Origin of the sequence: Arthrobacter sp. efr-133-R2A-120, from assembly GCF_030209835.1 — a bacterium.
GTDB lineage: Bacteria > Actinomycetota > Actinomycetes > Actinomycetales > Micrococcaceae > Arthrobacter.
On record NZ_JARVRF010000009.1, the window covers coordinates 93,186 to 113,390 of the forward strand.

General features: G+C 64.1%; 16 protein-coding genes. 7 read left to right on the forward strand and 9 right to left on the reverse strand.

From position 1 onward, the window contains the following. Positions 1-136 precede the first annotated feature (136 nt). Genes QRN52_RS06205 through QRN52_RS06215 form a run of 3 tightly spaced genes read left to right on the forward strand, consistent with a single transcriptional unit; the run spans position 137 to position 3,203 of the window. Positions 137-1,234 (forward strand): efflux RND transporter periplasmic adaptor subunit, encoded by a 1,098-nt coding sequence (locus tag QRN52_RS06205; protein ID WP_284751883.1) that lies wholly within the window; start codon positions 137-139, stop codon positions 1,232-1,234. 2 nt (positions 1,235-1,236) lie between these two features. Beyond that, positions 1,237-2,025 (forward strand): ABC transporter ATP-binding protein, encoded by a 789-nt coding sequence (locus QRN52_RS06210; protein ID WP_284751884.1) that lies wholly within the window; start codon positions 1,237-1,239, stop codon positions 2,023-2,025. Positions 2,026-2,033: 8 nt separating this feature from the next. Then, on the forward strand, positions 2,034-3,203 hold the full coding sequence (locus QRN52_RS06215; protein WP_284751885.1) for an ABC transporter permease: 1,170 nt from the start codon (positions 2,034-2,036) through the stop codon (positions 3,201-3,203). A 132-nt stretch (positions 3,204-3,335) separates the two neighbouring features. Here QRN52_RS06215 and QRN52_RS06220 read toward each other — a convergent pair whose 3' ends face one another. The 6 genes from QRN52_RS06220 to QRN52_RS06245 form a co-directional block, all read right to left on the reverse strand. Then, positions 3,336-4,037 (reverse strand): ABC transporter ATP-binding protein, encoded by a 702-nt coding sequence (locus tag QRN52_RS06220; protein WP_284751886.1) that lies wholly within the window; start codon positions 4,035-4,037, stop codon positions 3,336-3,338. A 2-nt stretch (positions 4,038-4,039) separates the two neighbouring features. Beyond that, the gene (locus QRN52_RS06225; RefSeq protein ID WP_284751887.1) at positions 4,040-5,476 is read right to left on the reverse strand and encodes an ABC transporter permease; all 1,437 of its coding nucleotides are present in this window, start codon (positions 5,474-5,476) and stop codon (positions 4,040-4,042) included. A gap of 199 nt (positions 5,477-5,675) precedes the next feature. Beyond that, the gene (locus QRN52_RS06230; RefSeq protein WP_284751888.1) at positions 5,676-6,776 is read right to left on the reverse strand and encodes a substrate-binding domain-containing protein; all 1,101 of its coding nucleotides are present in this window, start codon (positions 6,774-6,776) and stop codon (positions 5,676-5,678) included. A 51-nt stretch (positions 6,777-6,827) separates the two neighbouring features. Then, positions 6,828-8,096, reverse strand: coding sequence for a multiple monosaccharide ABC transporter permease (gene mmsB / locus QRN52_RS06235; RefSeq protein WP_284751889.1), 1,269 nt, complete (start codon positions 8,094-8,096; stop codon positions 6,828-6,830). Between the two features lie 44 nt (positions 8,097-8,140). Next, positions 8,141-9,697 (reverse strand): multiple monosaccharide ABC transporter ATP-binding protein, encoded by a 1,557-nt coding sequence (gene mmsA, locus QRN52_RS06240; protein ID WP_284751890.1) that lies wholly within the window; start codon positions 9,695-9,697, stop codon positions 8,141-8,143. 138 nt (positions 9,698-9,835) lie between these two features. Then, positions 9,836-11,026, reverse strand: a complete 1,191-nt coding sequence (locus tag QRN52_RS06245) for an ROK family transcriptional regulator (RefSeq protein WP_284751891.1) — start codon at positions 11,024-11,026, stop codon at positions 9,836-9,838. Between the two features lie 240 nt (positions 11,027-11,266). On the opposite strand from QRN52_RS06245, the gene QRN52_RS06250 reads away from it, so the two are divergent. Together QRN52_RS06250 and QRN52_RS06255 are read left to right on the forward strand one after the other, a co-directional pair. Beyond that, the gene (locus QRN52_RS06250) at positions 11,267-12,076 is read left to right on the forward strand and encodes a carbon-nitrogen hydrolase family protein (protein ID WP_390279513.1); all 810 of its coding nucleotides are present in this window, start codon (positions 11,267-11,269) and stop codon (positions 12,074-12,076) included. Between the two features lie 326 nt (positions 12,077-12,402). Next, positions 12,403-13,185, forward strand: coding sequence for a hypothetical protein (locus tag QRN52_RS06255; protein WP_284751893.1), 783 nt, complete (start codon positions 12,403-12,405; stop codon positions 13,183-13,185). Between the two features lie 289 nt (positions 13,186-13,474). Here QRN52_RS06255 and QRN52_RS06260 read toward each other — a convergent pair whose 3' ends face one another. Next, a complete protein-coding gene (locus tag QRN52_RS06260) occupies positions 13,475-15,085 on the reverse strand; it encodes a PucR family transcriptional regulator (RefSeq protein WP_284751894.1) in 1,611 nt (536 codons plus the stop codon). Continuing rightward, positions 15,075-16,295: an alanine racemase gene (gene alr, locus QRN52_RS06265; RefSeq protein WP_284751895.1), complete on the reverse strand. Its 1,221-nt coding sequence runs from the start codon at positions 16,293-16,295 to the stop codon at positions 15,075-15,077. Before alr ends, QRN52_RS06260 begins: the two co-directional genes overlap by 11 nt. Before the next feature lie 219 nt (positions 16,296-16,514). Between alr and QRN52_RS06270 the strand changes: the two genes are divergently transcribed. Further along, complete coding sequence (locus QRN52_RS06270) at positions 16,515-17,945, forward strand: amino acid permease (RefSeq protein ID WP_284751919.1); 1,431 nt, start codon at positions 16,515-16,517, stop codon at positions 17,943-17,945. Beyond that, positions 17,942-19,663 carry a flavin monoamine oxidase family protein gene (locus tag QRN52_RS06275; RefSeq protein WP_284751896.1) on the forward strand — a complete coding sequence of 574 codons (1,722 nt, stop codon included), beginning with the start codon at positions 17,942-17,944 and terminating at the stop codon, positions 19,661-19,663. Before QRN52_RS06270 ends, QRN52_RS06275 begins: the two co-directional genes overlap by 4 nt. Here QRN52_RS06275 and QRN52_RS06280 read toward each other — a convergent pair. After that, entirely contained in the window at positions 19,660-20,184 is a 525-nt protein-coding gene (locus QRN52_RS06280) for a gamma carbonic anhydrase family protein (RefSeq protein ID WP_284751897.1), read from the reverse strand. The two genes, QRN52_RS06275 and QRN52_RS06280, sit on opposite strands and share 4 nt — an antisense overlap. Positions 20,185-20,205 lie beyond the last annotated feature (21 nt).

Below are 20,205 nucleotides of genomic sequence, written 5' to 3' on the forward strand. Positions count from 1 at the left end.
TCTCATTCCGCCGCAGGCGTCATGCAGCACACGCTTAAGTCACGAGCCATCTGAACTTCGTCGGAGCCATCGCCTAAGCTGATGGTCATCATCCCTCGCGGAGAGGTTCTGTGGGGAGTTACCGAATGGAGTAGGGATGGGTGTTTTTCGACGCGTCATTTTGCCTGTGGCATGGCTGCTGGTTTTTGCAGTGATCGCTGTGGCCTTGGTGAAGATCGCCTTCGTGGACGGGCTAAAGCCGGCGGGTGCCGAACCGGCCCCGATGGCCAGGGTGGAGACGCCCGTTGTGCCCGCCGCGCGCGCAACGGTCACCAATACTGTGCAGATCAAAGCCACCGTTCAGAGCGACGCCGTTGTCGGTGTCCGGAGCACGGCGGCGGGAACGGTTGTGCATATCTACGTGGAGCCGGGCGTGACAGTGGCCAAGGGGGACAAGCTCTTCCAGGTCAAATCCGAGCGGGTCAAGCCTGCCGGCGCTGCCACAACGCCGGGAGAGAAGACCGCGTCCGAACCCGTCTACGTATACACGGACGTGCTCGCTCCCGCGGCCGGAAAGCTCGATGAACTGACTGCCCTCCTTGACCAGCAGTTAAGCGTGGGCCAGGCTGTGGGCAAGGTCGATCCTGGGACATTCACGGTTTCCGGCCCGGTCAACGCCGCCCAACAGTATCGGCTTCTTGCCAAGCCGGGCTCAGCCCAGATCTCCCTGGTGGGTGGTCCGGCTCCGTTCACCTGCCCTGCGGTGACGCTGAAGAACAACGCCAACGACGCCGGAGCTACTGCCGGCGGGAGCGGAACCGGCGGCGTGGGGATGGCCGCGGCGGCCGGTGCGCTGCCGTTGGCCGCGGCTGGACCCGGTGGTGCAACGCAAAGTGACAGCGTGAGCACGGGGACGCTTGGTTGTCCTGTGCCGGCCGGAACGGAAGTCTTCGCCGGCTTGGGAGCAACCATGACAGTGAGCGCGGGCGAAGCCAAGGACGTGGTGACCGTTCCCCTGACCTCGGTGAAGGGCAGTGTCAAAGAAGGTATTGTCTGGGTGGCCGCTGCAGCAGCCGAGGGTAAAGCACCCGAACAACGGCCTGTAAAGCTGGGCCTCAACGACGGCGACAAGGTGGAGGTGCTCTCCGGCCTTGCCGAAGGGGAGCGGGTGCTTGAATTCGTCCCCGGCGCCCCGGCCGCTCCTTCCCAGCAAGGTTACGGGCCAGGCCCGGCGTACCGTCCGGCGGGGGGCTAGGCATGGAAAGCCTAGTGAGCCTGCGCGGCGTCACTCGTACCGTGGTGCTGCCTGATGATCAGAAGCTTCATATCCTCCGTGGGATCGACCTTGAGGTTTCCGCAGGCGATCACACCGCGATCATTGGCCGCTCCGGTTGCGGGAAGTCAACGCTGCTGAACCTCCTGGGTCTGCTGGACGTACCCACGGACGGCGAAATCCAGTTTCTTGGCACACCTGTGCTACAAATCGGTGGCAACGCACGTGCCCGGCTGCGCGGCTCCACGGTGGGGTTCGTGTTCCAGCAATTCAACCTGCTCCCCGGACGTAGCGCACTGGACAATGTCATCACGCCGCTTCTTTACGCACGCGGCCGCGATTTCTTGCGGCGACGTGAACTGGCCATGGACATGTTGGACCGTGTGGGACTTGCTGGCCGTGCCCGGACCATGCCGAACATGCTCTCAGGTGGTGAGCAGCAGAGGGTGGCCATCGCGCGGGCCCTCGTCCGGCGGCCCCGTTTGATCCTTGCCGACGAACCCACAGGCGCGCTCGACGTAGAGACCGGGCAATCGGTCATGGCACTCCTGGACCAGGTGGCCACAGAGTCCGCCGCGGCTCTCGTGACGATCACACACGACAGCAATGTGGCGGCGTTGGCACGGTCCAGCTTCCGTCTGGACTCGGGCGTTCTGCATCCCCTTGACGGCCAGGGGACACCGGGGGTCGCTTTGTCGGGACCGGCCTTGTCGGCACTGGTATCGTCGGGACCGGCTCCGTTGGGACCCCCATCGTCGGAGGTCCGTCGATGATCGGTTTCATGTCAGCCATGGTGGAAGCCTGGCAGGAATTGCGGATCAATAAAGTCCGGATCCTGCTGGCTTTGCTGGGCGTAGCGTTGTCAGTCGCGGCACTCACTTCCGTGGTGGGCGTCGGCAACCTTGCCCGCGAGGGATTCAAAGCCTCGTCCGAGCGCACCGGCGGACGCTCAGCCACGCTCGCACTCGGGGTCAACGGTCCAACCCAGCCGGATCCCGCGCGCCTGGATGTGGCTTATCAGTCCATCGTTGACCGTTACGGTATTGCTTTCTCCTCCCACGAGGGCCACGCCGAACAGCCGTTCCAGTTCCCCCGCGGCGTCCAGTCCGTCCAATTGGTGGTGGTGGACCCCGGCTATGGCGTCATCCACCGTCTGGAGTTACAGCAAGGGTCTTGGTTTGCCAGCGACGACGAACAGCGGCTGGCGCCCGCCGTTGTCGTCTCTGAAGCGTTTTACAACGCGGCAGGCAGGCCCGATCTTGCATTGCAACCCGGTGTCAAGACGGCAGGCGAGCAGGAATCGAATACGGTGATCATCGGCGTCGTGCCGAACACCTGGCCGGACGCGCCTCCGACGGCGTACATCCTGTCCGGCGCCGCCAAGCAGATGGGAGTCAACCAGCTTGGTGGGCAGTTCAGTGTATGGGTACAGGACGGGCAAGCAGAAATGCTCTCAGCAGCCATCCAAGCCGATTTGGCGCAACAGTTCCCCGAAATGAACATCATGGCGCAGCGGATGGACTTTGCCGCCCACGGAGATCCGCTCGCCCCGGTGCAGCTGGTGGTGGGCGGTATCGCAGGCCTGGTCCTCTTGTTGGGCGCCGTAGGGATGTTGAACATCTCGATGGTCACAGTCCGCTACCGGGTGCGGGAAATCGGTATCAGAAGGAGCTTCGGAGCTACCTCGGGGCGGATCTTCCTGGGGGTGATGATGGAGTCCGTCGTTGCCACCGCAGTGGCCGGGCTCGCCGGTGTCATGGTGGCCGTGGCGGTGGTCAAGCACCCCTGGATCCAATCAAAGGTTGCCCCGGCCCTGAGCCAGTACCCGCCGTTCCCCATCGAAGCGGCCATGCTCGGTTTCGGAGCTGCCGTACTGGTGGGCGCGTTGGCCGGCGCCATCCCGGCCCTTGTGGCCGTGCGCGTCAAGGTTATTGACGCGATTCGCTTCTGAGAGCTGCCCGGGGCTCGCAGCCCGGCGTCGTCGCCCGGGCGCCCTCGGCAGCCACCAGCAGGCCAGACGGAAGGGCCGGAAACCATTCGATTCCCGGCCCTTCTGTCCCTCAATGATTTTTCAGAGATAGCATCAGGCCCCGGCAGCCACCCGTGGACGCACAGCTTCCTCGGTCAGTTTGCCCTGCTGCAGCCTGAAGCGGCGCTCGGTCTTCTGAGCCAGGCTCCGGTCGTGCGTCACCACCAGAATGGTGGTGTTGTGGTTCCGGCTCAAGGAACTGAGCAGTTCGATGATGTGCTCGCCGGTCTGCTCATCCAGGTTGCCGGTGGGTTCGTCTGCCAGGATGAGCTTCGGCTCGTTGGCCAGCGCCCGGGCAATGGCAACCCGCTGCTGCTCGCCGCCCGAGAGCTTGTTGATGCGCCGGGACTGTTTGTCAGGATCCAGCTGGACCTGCTCCAGGAGGGACCGCGCACGCTCCAAGCGGGCAGCCTTCCGCATTCCGGCGAACTCCATGGGCAGCATCACGTTGTCCACCGCCGAGAGGTTGGGGATGAGGTTGAACTGCTGGAAAACGAAGCCGATGTCCCGGCGTCGGTATTCGGTGAGTTTGCCGGCGGGCAGACCGGCCAGGCTGACCCCATCCACTACGACATCCCCGCTGGTGGGCTTGTCGAGGGCGCCGAGCAAGGAGAGCAGGGTGCTCTTGCCGCTGCCGCTCTTACCCACGATCGAGGCGAGGGTGCCCTTTTCGAGCTCGAAGCTCACGCCATTGACGGGCTTGATGGTGCGGTCGCCGGACTTGAACTGGCGGACCAGGTCTTTGACTTCAATCATGGCTATTCTCCTCGGAGGACTTCGATGGGACGGATGCGGGCTGTGAGCAGCGCTGGTACCAGGGCGCCCACGACGGCGACGCCGAAAACTGCGGCAACGCCGGCCGCAATGACGCCGGGGGAGGCGATCGCCGTGACCGAGGTCAGTAGCTGGGAGGCTCCGCCGAAGGGGTTCCCGCCCGGCCCGCCGAAGCCTCCGCCGCCGGGGCCGCGCTGGCTCGCGGCCGACGTCGAGCTGTTGGAACTGATCAATGCCGATGCGATGCCGCCGCTGGCGAAGGAGGCAATGGCTGCGCCGACGACGCTGCCGAGCGCGACGAGGACGAGGGCTTCGAGCACGAACTGCAGGCCAATGGTCCGGTTGCGGGCTCCGATGGCCTTCAGGACACCGATCTCACGGCGGCGCTCGCGGACCAGCATGACCATGATGAGCAGGATGATCAGGCCGGCGGTGCCGAGGGCTGCGATGAAGGCGACGAGTGAGATGTTCTTGACGCTGTCCAGGGAACTGACGGCGGTTTCGAGGTTCCGCTGGCCCTGTGTGACGTCGGCCTTGCTGGAGCCGAGTGCAGTTTGAAGCGCCGTCTTGGCAGCGTCCACGTTTTCCATGCTGTTGACGGTGACCACCATGCTGGAGAGCTCGCCCGGAGTCGCGGCGAGGGCCTGGGCCTCGGCGAGTGTCGTGTACACGGCGTTGTTACCGAAGGTGGTGCCGGCGTCGAAGATGCCTGCCACCGTGAACGTCTTGCCGGCGATGGTGAAGGTTGAGCCGGCCTTGAGGTTGTTCTTTGTCGCGAGGGTGGTTCCGACGAGGGCCTTGGTGCTGGCCACGGTGTAGTCGCCCAAGCCCGTGCCGCTCGTGATGTTCAGTGCCTTGCCGGAAGTGTCCACTTCGGCGCCGACGCCGGTAGCCGTGATGGGCAGCGAGAACGCCGGCGCGGTTCCGGTGCTACCCGAGCCGGTGCCCGTATTTCCCGAGCCGGTGCTGCCGCTGGTGTTGTTGCGATTGCCGAGCGTTCCGGCGTCGATCGCTGCTTGAAGGTTTGTGGTGACGCTCGTGCCGCCGCCGGGACCGGCACCTGGTCCGGCCTGCTGCGTCGTCGTGCCGGTGGTTGAGGTCGTGGAGGCCGCCGTTGCGGTCTCGAGCCGCAGCGCCTTGGTGCCCACCACGGAAACGACGTTCGGTACGGCTGCCGCCGTCGCGGTCTGGGCCGTGGTGAGCGGCTCGCCGCCGCCGTCAAAGCCCTGCGCACCGGCGGGGTTCACGGTCAGGACCGTGCCCACGGAGGCGTTGAGCTCCTGGACTTTGCCGCCAACGGCTTGGTTGGCGACGAGCATGGCCAGCGCCAGCCCGATCGCGACGGCCAGCACTGCCACTACCGCCGCGGTTCTTATCTTGTTGCGGAAGGCATTGCCTACACTCCGGGCGAGGACGCTCACGATTCTCCTTAGGGACCTGGCCCGCCCCAGCGGCGCGCCTGCTCACCTAACAGTGCTCACCGGGGCTGTGCGGCTGCGCAGTTGAAGCTATGCGGGGCCTGTGAAGCGTTGCGCCACCGCGGTTTGAACCGGACACGACGACGGCGGCCACCCCCTCGAGTGGGGATGGCCGCCGTCGCTGGTGCCTAGATGAGAACTACTACTTGGTGATCGGGCCGAGGACCGGATCGTCCACGTAGGCCGTCTTCACGTTGGCTAGAGTCACGATGACCGGGGGCAGCAGGTAGGCCGGCACGGTCTTGACGCCATTGTTGTAGGACTTGGTGTCGTTGATCTCCGGGGTCTTGCCGGACTGGACGTCCTGGACCATGGTGATGGCGTGCTCAACGAGCTTGCGGGTGTCCTTGTTGATGGTGGAGTACTGCTCACCTGCAAGGATGGACTTGACCGACTCAACTTCGGAGTCCTGGCCGGTCACGACCGGAAGCGGCTTGCCGGCCGCCTTAACCGAGGTCAGGATAGCGCGGGCCAGGGTGTCGTTCGGGGACAGCACACCGTCCAGCGAAGCGCTGGTGTAGGTACCTGCGAGCAGGGTATCCATGCGCTTCTGGGCGTTCTCTGCCTTCCAGCCCTGGGTGACGGCCTGCTCGAACGACTTCTGGCCGGAAACCACCTTGAGGGTTCCGTCATCGATCTTCGGCTGCAGGATGCTCATGGCGCCGTCGAAGAAGACCTTCGCGTTGGCGTCATCGGGGGAACCTGCAAACAGCTCGATGTTGTACGGGCCGTTTGGCTTCTTGGCCTTGAGTCCGTCCAGCAGGGCCTGGCCCTGCAGTACGCCGACCTTGAAGTTGTCGTAGGCCACGTAGTAGTCCACGTTTGAGGTGTTCAGGAGCAGGCGGTCATACGCAATGACCGTGGCGCCGGCGTCCTTGGCCTGCTTGAGCTGCGTGCCCAGCTGGGCCCCATCGATTGCACCAACGATGATGAGCTTGTCACCCTTGGTGATCATGGCGCTGATCTGGTTCTGCTGCTCCGAAACGCCGCCGTTGGCGAACTGCACATCCGGCTTGAAACCTGCGCTCGTGAGCCCGTCGTTGAAGAGCTTCTCCGCCAGGACCCAGTTCTCACTGGTCTTCTGGGGGAGCGCGACGCCGATCGAAGATCCCTTGGGGAATGCCTCGCTGCCGCTGGATGAACCACCGGAGCTGCCGCTGTCCGTACGGCCGCAGGCCGTCAGCGCCAGTGCCGCGATCGCAGCTACTGCTGCTGCCTTTCCTGCTTTACCAAACATTCGCATATCTTGGTTCGCTTTCTTTGTTGTGGATGGAACAAGTCGCCCTGAAGCCGGTCAGGCTTCCTTGGAGATGACTTCCTTGGTTGAGGTTGTCTCGTCCGGAGCGATCTCGCTGCTCCGGCCGAAGTTCTTCATCATCATTCCGATGATCGATTTCTTGCCCTGCGTCTTGTTGTAGACGTCGAAGGCGACTGCTGCCAGCAGCACGAGGCCCTTGATGATCTGGGTGAGGTCCGCGCCGACGCCGAGGAGCTGGAGGCCGTTGTTGAGGACAGCCATGACCAGGCCACCAACGATGGAGCCGATCACCGTGCCCACGCCGCCTGTGACCGCGGCGCCACCGATGAAGACGGCTGCGATCGCATCCAGTTCCCAGCCGACGCCGTCAAACGGACCAGAGGCGGTGGAGCGGCCCACGAAGATCATCCCGGCGAGGCCGGCAAGGATGGACATGTTCATCATGACCATGAAGTTGACCTTCTTGGACTGAACTCCGGAGAGCTCGGCCGCGTGGCGGTTGCCGCCGACTGCATAGATGTGGCGGCCAATGACAGTCTTGGCGGAAATGAAACCGTAGATCAGGACCAGCACGGCCAGGATGAGGCCTGGGATGGGGAACGAGGTGCCGGGGCGGCCAGTCGCGAACAGGTACGTGGCGTAGAGGATGGCTGCGTTCACCAGCACGAGCTTGGTGACCATGACCCAGCCTTCTTGTACTTCGGCGCCCAGTGCCTGGGCGGTGCGGCGGGAACGGATCGCACTGATAATCACGAAGGCGACGGCGATAAGGCCCAGCAGGATTGTCAGGTTGTTATACCCCGTCTTCGGCCCTATCTCGGGCAGGTACCCGGAGCCCAGGTACTGGAAGTCTTCGGGGACCGGAACGGTGTTGGACTTGCCGACGAACTGGTTGAAACCGCGGAACAGCAGCATGCCCGCAAGGGTCACGATGAATGCCGGAATGCCGACGTATGCCGTCCAGAATCCTTGCCAGGCTCCGATCAGGGCTCCGAGCAGGAGCCCGAACAGGACTGCTGCGTACCAGGGCAGGTGCCAGTCCCTGATGGCCAGGGCCACCGAGATGCCGACGAAGGCCGCTACCGAACCTACGGAAAGGTCGATGTGGCCGGCGATGATGACCAGGACCATGCCGATGGCCAGGATCAGGATGTAGGAGTTGCCGTTGAAGAGGTTGATGACGTTGCCCGGGGTGAGAGTGCGGCCCGAGGTGAAGATCTGGAAGAAGATGACGAGTGCAACCAGGGCGAAGATCATGCCGAATTGGCGGGTGTTGCCACCGAATAGCTTCTTGAGCGCGTTCATTGTTTTGGGTCCTTGTGTCCGTGTGGTTCTGGAGATGACCGGGGTCAGGCAGCTTTGCGGCTGGATGTCATGAGCTTCATGAGGCTTTCCTGGCTGGCTTCGTCCTTGTTGAGTACGCCAGTGATGGCGCCCTCGAAGATGGTGTAGATACGGTCGGAGAGGCCCAGCAGCTCGGGAAGTTCGGACGAAATCACAATGACGCCCTTCCCTTGGTTGGCCAGCTGCTGGATGATTCCGTAGATCTCGTACTTGGCCCCGACGTCGATTCCGCGGGTGGGTTCATCCAGGATGAGAAGGTCCGGATCCGTGAACATCCATTTCGCGAGCACCACCTTCTGCTGGTTTCCGCCGGAGAGCTTCGATACGCCTTCCTCCACCGAGGGGGTCTTGGTGCGCAGTGACTTCCGGTATTGCTCGGCCACCATGAATTCCTTGTTGGTGTCCACAACGATTCCCCGGCTGATCTTCTTCAAGTTGGCAGACACCGTGGTGGTCTTGATGTCGTCCAGGAGGTTCAGTCCCAGGCTCTTGCGGTCTTCCGTGACGTAGCCGAGACCCGCGTCGATCGCCTGGCGGACACTGCGCATGGTGATCGGCTTGCCGTCCTTGTACACCTGTCCCGAGATGAACCGGCCGTAGGAGTGGCCGAAGACGGAGCGGGCGAGCTCGGTGCGTCCGGCGCCCATCAGGCCCGCAAAGCCGACGATTTCACCGCGGCGCACATGGAAGCTGGAGTTCTTGCAGACCAAGCGGTCCTGGATCTGGGGATGCCCGACGGTCCAATCCTTGACCTCGAAGAACACCTCGCCGATCTTCGGCGTGTGGTCGGGGAAGCGGGACTCGAGCGTCCGCCCGACCATGCCCTTGATGATCCGGTCCTCGTCGACGCCGTCTTCCACCACGTTGAGCGTCTCGATGGACTTGCCGTCGCGGATGATGGTGATCTCGTCCGCGATCTGCTCGATCTCATTGAGCTTGTGGGAAATGATGATGGACGTGATGCCCCGGCCTTTGAGGCCAAGGATCAGGTCCAGCAAGTGCTGGGAGTCCGATTCGTTGAGGGCGGCAGTGGGCTCGTCCAGGATGAGCAGCTTGACGGACTTGTTCAGGGCCTTGGCGATTTCCACCAATTGCTGCTTGCCGACGCCGATTTCCTTGATGGGGGTATCCGGGTCCTCGCGCAAGCCAACCCGTGCGAGCAGTTCGATTGACCGCTTGCGTGCTTCGGCCCAGTCGATGATGCCGCGACGGACGGGTTCGTTGCCGAGGAAGATGTTTTCCATGATGGACAGCTCGGGGATCAGCGCCAGTTCCTGGTGGATGATCACGATTCCCGCGTGTTCGCTGGCCCGGATGTCCTTGAACTGCTGGACTTCCGCCTGGTACACGATGTCGCCGTCGTAGCTGCCGTAGGGGTAAACCCCGGAGAGCACCTTCATCAATGTGGACTTGCCTGCACCGTTTTCGCCGCAGATCGCGTGGATTTCGCCCACCTTGACCCGGAGGCTAACGTCCGAGAGCGCCTTGACTCCGGGGAATTCCTTGGTGATGGACCGCATCTCGAGGAGAACCGGATCCTGGTGCGTTATGGGGGTCGACATACCCTCGCGCCTCCAATGTTTGACGTCGTTGTCGGCTCGGGGATGGCGAGCCTATCTGATGAGAAAGTAAACTGGATCACACCGCTTGTCGTCAAGACTTTAACGCAAGACGGCGATAACAGCGTGGTAACGAAATGTTCAGGACTGCTTGATACCGGCGTGCTGGAACACCAAAGCGGCCGCCCCAAGGGCCTCCGCCCGGGCGCCGAGCGAAGACATCGCCAAGTGCGTTGTCTCGCCGATTACGGGCACTGCGTGGCGGACGAGGCCGCGTCGGATCGGGTCCAGGAGGATGTCGCCGAGGCCGGCCAAGGGGCCGCCCACCACGATGACTTCCGGGTTGATGAGATTCGCCACATTGCCCAGTGCTCGCCCCACAGCGAGCCCCGCGTCGTCCACCACGCGAAGGGTTGCAGGGTCCCTCGCCAGGGCGTTCCGGACAATGTCCTCGGGCTCGAGGTGCAGTCCCGATCCCTTTCCGAGCAGCTCGATCATGGTGGTGGTGGAAGCCATCGTTTCCAGGCAGCCCCGGTTGCCGCAGCGGCAGATGGCGCCGTATTCGTGGATGGTCGCATGGCCGATTTCTCCTGTGATTCCCACCGCCCCGTAGTAGGGCGCCCCGTTGATGATGAGGCCCGCTCCGATGCCGGAACCGATCTTGAGGAACATGAGGTTACTGATCCCGCTGTGGGGCCCCCATGTGACCTCGGAGAGGGCGCCGAGATTGGCGTCGTTGTCAACGTACACGGGGAGATCGAGGGCTTCCTCCAGTCGTTCGAGAATCTGGATCCCCACCCATTCGGGCAGGATGGCACCCTGTGCCACAGTGCCGGAGCGGCGGTCGATCGGGCCCGCTATGCCGGCGCCCGCGCCGACTACCGCGCTTCGGTCGACCGCGCTTTCGAGCAAGAGTTTGTTGAGGAGTGCGACGGCGGCGCTGATGCCTTGTTCGGCGTGGTGGCCAAGGGGCAGCGTCACCGTTTCCTCGACGATGATGTGATAACCCAGCGAGGCCAGGACCACCCGCAGGTGGCGACGGCCAAAATCGATCCCGACGGCGACCGCGCCGTTGCTGTTGAGCCTGACGTTCAGCGCCCTGCGTCCGGAGCTCGTGATCGGTTCCGTGGAGACGAGTCCCGCGTCCTGCATGATCTTGACGATGTTGGACACCGTTGCCGTGGAAAGACCCGTCTGCCTGGCGAGTTCGGCCTGGGTGGATGGGCCGCTCAGCAGGCATTCGATGAGCCGCTGCTGGTTCAGGTGGCGCAGCGCTGATTGCGAGCCGGGGTTCTTGCGGTGGCTCTTCGTCGAGCTGGATGTTGCAGGCATGACATGAAGCGTGCCTCAAATCACAGTTGCAGTCAAGAAGTTAACGCAACGGCGTGAAGTTGCATCTTCGTCATGGACTGTGCCGCCAATTTGTACGATCCATCCCCGGCGGGCCGTCCGCAGGTCCATTTGTCCTGTGGGAGCGGACGGCGGCTGGCTAGGCTGGAACCACGAGTAATCCCGGGCGTGTCTCCCAAGAACGCCCGACGGGGGACGCAAGGTTCTATCGAGGTGGTAATGATGCTGCTGTCCGTTCTGCAGGCCAACGCTGTTGTCCTGGACATCGACGCCAATCTAAAGACGGTCGATGCGGCGGCGCAACGCGCTGCCGCGGCCGGCGCTGCCTTGCTGTTGACCCCCGAGCTCTTCCCTGTGGGGTACGCGCCGCTGAGGCTCCACGCGGAGTTGGATTTCGCAACGCTTCCGAGCATCCGGCGTCGCCTGGCGGACATCGCCCGCACGCACGGCATCGGACTCGTGTACAGCCTTCCCGCACAGGCTGCCGATGGGGGCTGGCATATCTCGGCCACTCTTTTGGACGCGTACGGAACCGTGCTCCTGGACTACGACAAAGTGCACCTCTTCGGCGGGGAGGAGCGAAAGGCGTTCTCCGCCGCCCGAGCAGCTCCCGGCGTCGTGGACTTCAACGGGGTCAAGATATCGCTGCTGATTTGCTACGACGTCGAGTTTCCGGAAACTGTCCGCGCTGCGGCCACGAGAGGCGCTGAGCTTCTGCTGGTTCCCACAGCCCTGTCCGCGGGCTTCGACACGGTACCGCAAGTCCTGATCCGCGCCCGGGCGCTGGAAAGCCAGCTCAACGTGGCCTACGCGAACCACAGCGGCCACGAGGACGGCTGTGATTTCCTCGGCGGGAGTGTGGTCGCGGGTCCGGATGGTTCATTGCTCGCTGCTGCCGGGGATGGTGGGGCATTGCTGTTCGCCGAGATCTCCACGGAAAGCGTCAAGGCGGCCCGGGAACAAGTGCCGTACTTGCGCGAACGCCGCCCGGAGCTGTACCGCGAGTGGGAAGGTTCTGCTCCAGAAGGTTGAGGGTCCGGTTGCGCGGGGTGGATACACTCGTCCAGGCTACGCCGGCGGCACTGGGCTTGGTCATGGAGTTGCTGTCATCGCGGATCCATAACAAAAGTGGTAGTTACATATCGGTTGCCTCTGATCGCAGCTAGCCTAAGGAGAGACGACGTGGGGATCGTCCCCTTGTGTCGCTTCGTCAGGGAGTCGATATGAAACTGAATTGGCGCACGTTGACAGCTGCCGTGCTGGGGCCCTTGCTGGCTCGTTCTGCGCTCACAATAACTTACAGCGGAGCCGCACACGCGGCTTCGTTTGGGGATAGGTCTTATCAGGATCCACTCATCGTGCTGGAGAAGCAGGGGTTGGTCGGGCCTGCGACGGCTGCGGCTAAGAAGGCAGCTGACGAGCGAAGCAAGGCAGTGAAAGATGCCGCTCCGAGCGGCGCGAAATCTTCGCTTCAGCCGGTTTCCCTGACGGCGCTTGTTCCGGAGGCGGGGAAAGCCACGCAGGACGGAGCAACCGTTCACCGAGCTGCAGGCAACAAGTACGGAGTTGTCACCGGTACGGGTCAGCAAGGTCTAAACGCCGGGTATATCGTGATCAATAATTCCTCGGCGCCGACCGAATACAAGTTCGCAGTAAGTGATGCTTCGACCCGTCTGCATCTGAACGCCGACGGATCGATCACGGTCAACAACGCTGCTGGCGAGCAGGTGAATTACATTCAACCGGCTTGGGCCAAGGACGCTGCCGGGAAGCCGGTACAGACCCGGTATGCGGTGTCCGGGAACGTGATCACACAGACCGTTGACCACTTCGGAGCGCAGTACCCGGTGACTGCGGATCCTCAGACTGGGTGCGGCTTCGGATGGTGCTCGGTCTACTTCAACAGGTCAGAAACGAAAGACATTGCAACCGCAGGGTTTACCGCGCTGGGTGGCGCCGCGGTTGCCTGCGCTATCGGTGGTCCGTTCGCGGCAGCCGCTTGCGCTTTGGCGGCAGCATCTATTGGGGCAACAGCCCAGTATGCCGATAACCGTGGCCAGTGTGTCGGGCTCTCGTTCTGGGGCATCTACCCGGCGATCGGCTGGAACCCATTTGCGTACACGGGCCCGCAGTGTCGGTAACGACTCGGACTAGAACGGATAGCATCATGAATATGCCTCTTAAGCAGGAACGACGCATTTTGTTCACCGTATGGGCTATCGCTGTAGTCGCGGGCGTGGTGGGGGGCCCTTTCCTTGCTACAGCAACGGGCCAGCCCGTCTGGGTGTTTTTCGGCCTGCTGGTTTTGGCGGGACTGTTAGGCCTTTGGCATAGCAGTTTCCGCCGACGCTCGCAGAGGCCCTGATAAGAGAACCGGACTGAGGGAGGCTTCAGACAGCTAATGCGAAGCCAAGGAAGCGATCTGTAGTTTCACAATCTGCCCCCTCCGCCCACCAACCCGTCCGTGTACTGGAGCGCGATCCAAAGTTCCGCGCGCACTTGGGCCTGGTTCAAGTCGGTGTCGAGCAGTTCGGCGAGCAGGCCGATCTGGCGGCGCACGCTGTTGCGGTGCAACCCCAGCAGCTTTGCGGAGGCATCCCAGCTGCCGTTTTCGCTCAGCCAGCCCCGGAGCACTGCCAAGAGGGGATCGCGCCGATCAGCCTCCAAGGAAAGCACCGGTTCAAGAAGCCTCGCCGCCAGCATGGACCCGGCCTCGCGGCCCAGGAGTCCGGTGACGGACCAGGTCACCTCGTCGACACGGGCGCTCCGTCCGCTGGACTGGACGCGTGAACGGAGCGACGTCACCCGCTGATGCGCTGCGGCGAGCCCGGTCAGTTCCGTCGGGTCTCCAATAACGAGCCGCCAACCCAGCTTTTCGACGTCCGCCAGGAGCGCGTCGTCCACCTTCAAACGAGTGATCGCAGCGAATCCGTAATCGGTGATTTCCACCAGTTTGGTGTCGAAGAGGCGCCGCCATTGCAATAGCTCTCGCACCGGGCTGTCGCCGGCGGGCCATTCGGGAGAGTCCACCTTGATGCCTTGGATCACGCGCAGGGGAGCGGATCGCGTGGAGGACAGGCTCTGCGCCAGGAGGTCCTTGAGTCCGTTGACGTGCCGGGTCCCGCCGGTGGCAAGGCTTTCCGGGTGCAGCAGCAACGCCGTCGCCAATTGGCTTGGCGCGAGGGAGCCGCTGGTCCGTTGGCGGACGAGTAACTCCAGCAACCCCACGACGGACTGCACCACGCTGTTCTGGGCAGGAGTCAGCGCAGCGTCCGAGCCCAGTATCAGGGCGCCCAGATTGGCGTCCTTGGTGCTCCGCAGCGGGTGGCCGAAAACCATCTCGGAGCCAGGCTGCCCAAAGCCGTCCACCTCAACCCGCGGCCCGCTGCCCGAAAGGAGTCGTTCCAGCATGGGCTCCAGCAGTGAATGCTCGACGCCGGTGCTGCCGCCGGCAGCGTGGGCGCGTGCACGTACCCGCCCGTCCGCGCCGACCAGAAGCGCCCACACGGGAACCTTCTGTACCAAAGCGGCGAGCAGTTCGTGTTCAGGCCGGGGGGAGAGGACGGCCCGCATGAGTTGCCGGTTGGTGTCCGCGAGCTGGCGGAAGACCTTCGCGTTGTCCGATTCCAGGAGCTGGGAGAACTCAAGCCCGATCGCGGCGAACGGTATGGATTCCGGAATCTCGATCAAGGTGAGCTTGTGCCGCCTGCAGGCCTTGAACAGCTCGGCCGGGACTGCGTCGAAATACGGCCTGATCCCGAAGCCCAGCGCCGCCACCTTGGCCCCTACCAGCCGCTTCACGTAAGCATCCACGCTCTCCCTGGACCCGCCATCACCGAGGAAAGGGAGCCCCGCGGTCAGCAGGAACTCCCCTTCCGGCAGGTAGGGCGTGGGGTCGTCCAGTTCGCTGGGTTCAACCCAGCGCAGCAGCTCCCCGCCGCTGCCGCCGTCGTGGAGTATCTCCAACTCGGGCGGCAGCTGCTTCAGGAACTGCTCAAGCGTGACGAAACTCAGGCGGCCGGCGGCGGGCTCAGGCGACATCGCTCGCTGCCTCCTGGTAATCGGGGCACTCGTAGGCGCCGGATTCGTAGACTCGGGGCAGTCGCGGTGCGATCCGGTTGATGATCTCGTCGCCGTGGCTTCCGATGGCGGCGCCCCAATCGTCGGCGCTCGCGGCCCCTCCGGCCGGATCGCCGAACAGGACCGCGGTGTGTCCGACCTCGATTCCAGTCGCATCCGGGCCGAGGTCCACCATGAACTGGTCCATGCACACCTTGCCGATCACCGGGACCTTCCGTCCAGCGATCTGGACCAGGGTCCGGCCGCTGATGCCCTTGGGGATTCCGTCGGCGTAACCCAGAGGGATGAGGCCGAGGTAGCGCGGCTCATGCGTGATGGCTTGGTGCTCGTAACTGACACCGGTTCCCGCGGGTACCTTCTTGACCATGACGAGCGGTGCAGCGACGCTCAAGGCGGGGCGCAGTCCGAAGTCGGCGGGATCCAGGTGGTCAGCGGGTGCCAATCCATAGATGGCCAGTCCGGCGCGGACCATATCGAAGTGGAATTCGGGCCGGTCCAGGATGTTTGCCGAGCTCGACACGTGCCGCAATTGCGGGTCCAGGCCGGCAGCTTGGGCTTCGCGAACGGCTTCTTCGAACTCCGCCACGGCGGCGGCGTTGCCGGGGTGGGCGGGAACGTCGGCCCACGCCAAGTGGGTCCAGATGCCGCGGACCAGAACCGTGCCGTCCTGCTCCGCCTTGCGCGCCTGAGCCACCAGCTCGGGCCAGTCTTCCTTGCGCGCACCGCCGCGGCTGAGGCCGCTGTCCAGCTCGAGGTGCACGACGGCGGGGCGACCCAATTGCCTCGCGATCCCGGCTAGGACTTCAAGTTGACCGACGCTCCCAAGCGAAACGTCGACGTCGTACTCGAGTGCCTCGCGAATGGTCGCGCTGGTCTGGGATGCCAGATATAACCACGACAGGACCGGCACGGTGATGCCCGCCTGGCGCAATGCGATGGCTTCGTTCAATTGGGCCGTTCCCAGCCAATCGGCTCCTGCCGCCACGGCCGTGCGGGCAACATCCACGAGGCCGTGGCCGTAGCCGTTCCCCTTGATGACGGCCATGAAATGTGGCGCGGCGGTGCGCTGCTTGAGAGCTTTGATGTTGTCTGAAATCGCAGACAGATCGACGCTGACCTGCCCGGAAAGTGCCGCTTCCGGCGTAGTTTCTGATTGTGCAATACGTCTCATGGTTGATCACTATAGGTCATTTTGCACCGCCGTGAGAGCTGGCTCACAGGCTTACGGTTGTCAGGGGAAACCGCCAACTACTCTGAAGGGACGTCAACGGTGACTGTGCCTACCTCCACCCAGACCAAGCCAACGCACGCCGCGAATACGGATGCCGGCAACACCGCCCGCCGCCCGGGGCTCGGTTCGCAGCTGCTCCGCCGCAAGCCGATCGGGCAGATGGTCAGCGAAGCCGGAAGCAGCGAAAGCGGTACGCCGCTGGTCCGCAGCTTCGGTGTGCTCCAACTGACGATGATCAGTGTCGGCGCGACACTGGGCACCGGCATCCTGGTGATCCTGGGTGAATCCGTGCCGCTGGCCGGACCCGCGGTCTGGATTTCCTTCGTCGTCGCGGGCCTCGCTGCCCTGTTCTCAGCGGTGTCCTACGCGGAAATGGCCGGCCTCGTACCCGTCGCCGGATCCAGCTATTCCTACTCCTACGCCACGATGGGCGAGGGCATGGCCTGGATCTGTGGTTGGTGCCTCGTCCTCGAATACGCGGTTTCCGTGGCTGCCGTGGCCGTCGGCGCTGGGCAGTACGTGAACGAGACCCTCGCCGCGTTCGGGCAGTTCCTGCCGGACGCGATGTCCCAGCCACCGGGCAGCGGCGGCGTGGTCAACGTGCCAGCCATGCTGATTGTGGTCCTCGCCATGGTCCTGCTGGTGCGCGGCGCCAAGGAAAGCGCCTGGATCAACACCGCGATCGTGACCATCAAGATCGTCATCCTGCTGTTCTTCTGTGCCGTCGCGTTCACCGCGTTCAACGCCGGGAACTTCGAACCCCTCATGCCCATGGGCGCCGCAGGCGTCTCGGGAGCAGCATCCCGGGTGTTCTTCTCCTACATCGGCTTCGACGCCGCCTCCACCGCGGGCGAAGAGGCCCGCAACCCCAAGCGCGACCTGCCCCGGGCCATCCTGCTCTCCATGGTGATCGTGACCAGCATTTACGTCCTGGTTGCCGTGGCCGCCATCGGCGCCCGTCCCTGGGAGTGGTTCGGCGGCACCGAGGCCGCGCTGGTGCAGATCCTCGAGGAAACCACCCACCAGCCCTGGATCGCTCTCGTCTTCTCCATCGGAGCCGTGCTCGCCATCGCCAGCATCGTCCTGACCGTGCTCTACGGCCAGACCCGCATCCTGCTCTCCATGTCCCGCGACGGACTGGTCCCCGAAGTCTTTGGTCGAATCTCCCCGCGCACCGGCACCCCGGTGGCCGGAACGCTGATCGTGGGCACCGCCGTCGCACTCACCGCAGGGCTTGTCCCGCTCGGCGCGCTCGCCGACGCCACCAGCATCGGCACCCTCTTCGCGTTCGCGCTGGTGAACGTCGCCGTCATCTACCTGCGGCGCAACCGGCCGGAGCTCAAGCGCAGCTTCCGCGTCCCGCTCTACCCGATCACCCCCGTCCTCGGCACGCTGATGTGCGCCTACCTCATGGCCAACCTGGGTGCTGACACCTGGGTGGTGTTCGGTGGCTGGATGCTCGTGGGGATCGCCCTCTACTTCGGCTACGGACGCCGGAACTCCAAGGTAGCGGCCCTGACCGAACAGGAATACCGTGAACTATCCGCCAGGGTCGCCGACCCGGAAACTGTGAAGGCAGAACTTTCATGACCATCGCCACCGAATTGCCCACGGAACCCACACCCCGCGGTGAGACCGGGATTTCCCAAGCAACGCCGGCCGACGCTCCCATCACCATGCTGAACCCGGACTTCCCGTTCAGCTACGACCACTACCTGGCCCATCCCGACGGACTGGCGATTGTTCCGCCGGAACTGTTCGGCACGGAGGTCGCGGTGATCGGCGCCGGCTTGTCGGGACTCGTCACGGCCTACGAGCTCATGAAGCTCGGGCTGCGCCCCGTGGTCTACGAGGCTGACCAGATCGGCGGGCGGCTGCGCACCGCGAGCTTCCCCTCCGCTCCCGGAGTGGTCGCAGACCTCGGCGGCATGCGCTTCCCCGTGTCCGGCAAGGCGTTCTACCACTACGTGGGTCTCCTTGGCCTGGACACCCAGGAATTCCCCAACCCGCTCGCTCCCGCAACATCGAGCACCGTGATCGAGCTGGCCGGACAGAAGCACTACGCCGCCACCTCTGCCGAGCTGCCTGAGTTCTTCCACGAAGTCGCCACAGCCTGGAAGGCCGCAGTGAATGACGGCGCAGCGTTCCAGGAAATGCAGGACGCGATCCGGGCCCGCGACACCAAGCGCATCAAGGAACTATGGGACGAACTGCTCCCGCTCCTGGATGAGCAGACCTTCTACGGCTTCATCGCCGCAAGCAAGTCCTTCAAAGAGGCCGGATTCGCGCACCGCGAGGCCTTCGGGCAGGTAGGTTTCGGTACCGGCGGTTGGGACACCGACTTCCCCAACTCCATCCTCGAGATCCTGCGCGTCGTCTACACTGACGCCGACGACCAGCACCGGCTCATCACCGGGGGAGCGCAACGGCTCCCCGAGGCACTCTGGCACCACGCGCCGTCGGGCATGGCCCACTGGCCCGAAGGCACCTCGCTGGCATCGCTGCATTCCGGTTCCCCGCGCGGAGCCGTGGACCGCATCGAGCGTGGAGAGAACGGCGACCTTATGGTGCGCGAACGGTGGGGCCGCGAAACCGGGTACCCCGCCGTCGTGACCACATGCCAGTCCTGGCTGTTGTCCACGCGGATCCACACCCAGGAATCGTTGTTCCCGTCGGAACTGTGGACCGCGATCGAGCGCTCGCACTACATGCAGTCGTCCAAGACCTTCGTGATGGTGGACCGGCCGTTCTGGAAGGACATCGACCCCGAAACGGGCCGCGAAGTGTTGTCCATGACCCTGACCGACCGGCTCAACCGCGCAACATACCTGCTCGATGACGGCCCGGACAAGCCCGCCGTCATCTTGCTTTCCTATACATGGAACGACGATGCCCTGAAGTGGCTCTCGCTCAGCGCCGAGGAACGCGTCAAGCTCATGCTGCACTCGCTCGAGCAGATCTACCCGGGCGTGGACATCGCGAGCCACATCGTCGGCCAGCCCATCACCGTTTCCTGGGAGGCCGACCCCAACTTCATGGGTGCCTTCAAGGCCAACCTGCCCGGCCACTACCGCTACCAGCAGCGACTGTTCACGCACTTCAAACAGGACAAGCTGCCCGAGAGCCAGCGGGGCATCTTCCTGGCCGGCGACGACGTCTCGTTCACCGCAGGCTGGGCCGAAGGCGCCGTCACCACAGGGCTGAACGCTGTGTGGGGCGTCGTGAACCATCTTGGCGGTTCATCCGTGGCAGGCAACCCCGGTCCCGGTGACCTGTTGGACGAGCTGGGTCCGATCAGCCTGGACTAGGCCTGCGCGTGCATGTCGCGGTGCGCTGCCGCCAGTTCCCTGTAGTGCGCCGCGTTGCGCTTCACGCCGTCGAGCTCTTCCTCGCTCAGTTCGCGGCGCACTTTGGCGGGCACCCCGGCAACCAGGGACCGCGGCGGGATGACAGTTCCCTCAAGCACGACGGCGCCGGCGGCCACAAGCGAACCGGTACCGATGACGGCGCCGTTCAGGATAGTGGCGCTCATGCCGATGAGGCAGTCGTCCTCCACGGTGCACCCGTGGACGACGGCGCTGTGACCGACGCTGACCCGCGCGCCGACGGTGCAGGGGAAGCCGGGGTCGGCATGCAGGACCACATTGTCCTGGAGGTTCGAGCCCGTGCCGACGCTGATGGCGGCAGTGTCGGCACGGACCGACACGCCATAGAAGGCGCTGGAGTCCTCGCCGAGGGTGGCCTTGCCGATGATGGAAGCCGTGGGTGCCACGAAGGCGGTGTCATGGATGGCCGGGGTATCCCCGCCGAAGGTGTAAATGGGAGCCATGGGGCAAGCCTAATCCCCACC

Excerpts from the sequence above, each read along its gene's own strand:
- QRN52_RS06205 (WP_284751883.1), top strand. The coding sequence starts at position 137 with ATGGGTGTTTTTCGACGCGTCATTTTGCCTGTGGCATGGCTGCTGGTT.
- QRN52_RS06210 (WP_284751884.1), top strand. The coding sequence starts at position 1,237 with ATGGAAAGCCTAGTGAGCCTGCGCGGCGTCACTCGTACCGTGGTGCTG.
- QRN52_RS06215 (WP_284751885.1), top strand. The coding sequence starts at position 2,034 with ATGTCAGCCATGGTGGAAGCCTGGCAGGAATTGCGGATCAATAAAGTC.
- QRN52_RS06220 (WP_284751886.1), bottom strand. The coding sequence starts at position 4,037 with ATGATTGAAGTCAAAGACCTGGTCCGCCAGTTCAAGTCCGGCGACCGC.
- QRN52_RS06230 (WP_284751888.1), bottom strand. The coding sequence starts at position 6,776 with ATGCGAATGTTTGGTAAAGCAGGAAAGGCAGCAGCAGTAGCTGCGATC.
- mmsB (WP_284751889.1), bottom strand. The coding sequence starts at position 8,096 with ATGAACGCGCTCAAGAAGCTATTCGGTGGCAACACCCGCCAATTCGGC.
- mmsA (WP_284751890.1), bottom strand. The coding sequence starts at position 9,697 with ATGTCGACCCCCATAACGCACCAGGATCCGGTTCTCCTCGAGATGCGG.
- QRN52_RS06245 (WP_284751891.1), bottom strand. The coding sequence starts at position 11,026 with ATGCCTGCAACATCCAGCTCGACGAAGAGCCACCGCAAGAACCCCGGC.
- QRN52_RS06250 (WP_390279513.1), top strand. The coding sequence starts at position 11,267 with ATGCTGCTGTCCGTTCTGCAGGCCAACGCTGTTGTCCTGGACATCGAC.
- QRN52_RS06260 (WP_284751894.1), bottom strand. The coding sequence starts at position 15,085 with ATGTCGCCTGAGCCCGCCGCCGGCCGCCTGAGTTTCGTCACGCTTGAG.
- alr (WP_284751895.1), bottom strand. The coding sequence starts at position 16,295 with ATGAGACGTATTGCACAATCAGAAACTACGCCGGAAGCGGCACTTTCC.
- QRN52_RS06270 (WP_284751919.1), top strand. The coding sequence starts at position 16,515 with ATGGTCAGCGAAGCCGGAAGCAGCGAAAGCGGTACGCCGCTGGTCCGC.
- QRN52_RS06275 (WP_284751896.1), top strand. The coding sequence starts at position 17,942 with ATGACCATCGCCACCGAATTGCCCACGGAACCCACACCCCGCGGTGAG.
- QRN52_RS06280 (WP_284751897.1), bottom strand. The coding sequence starts at position 20,184 with ATGGCTCCCATTTACACCTTCGGCGGGGATACCCCGGCCATCCATGAC.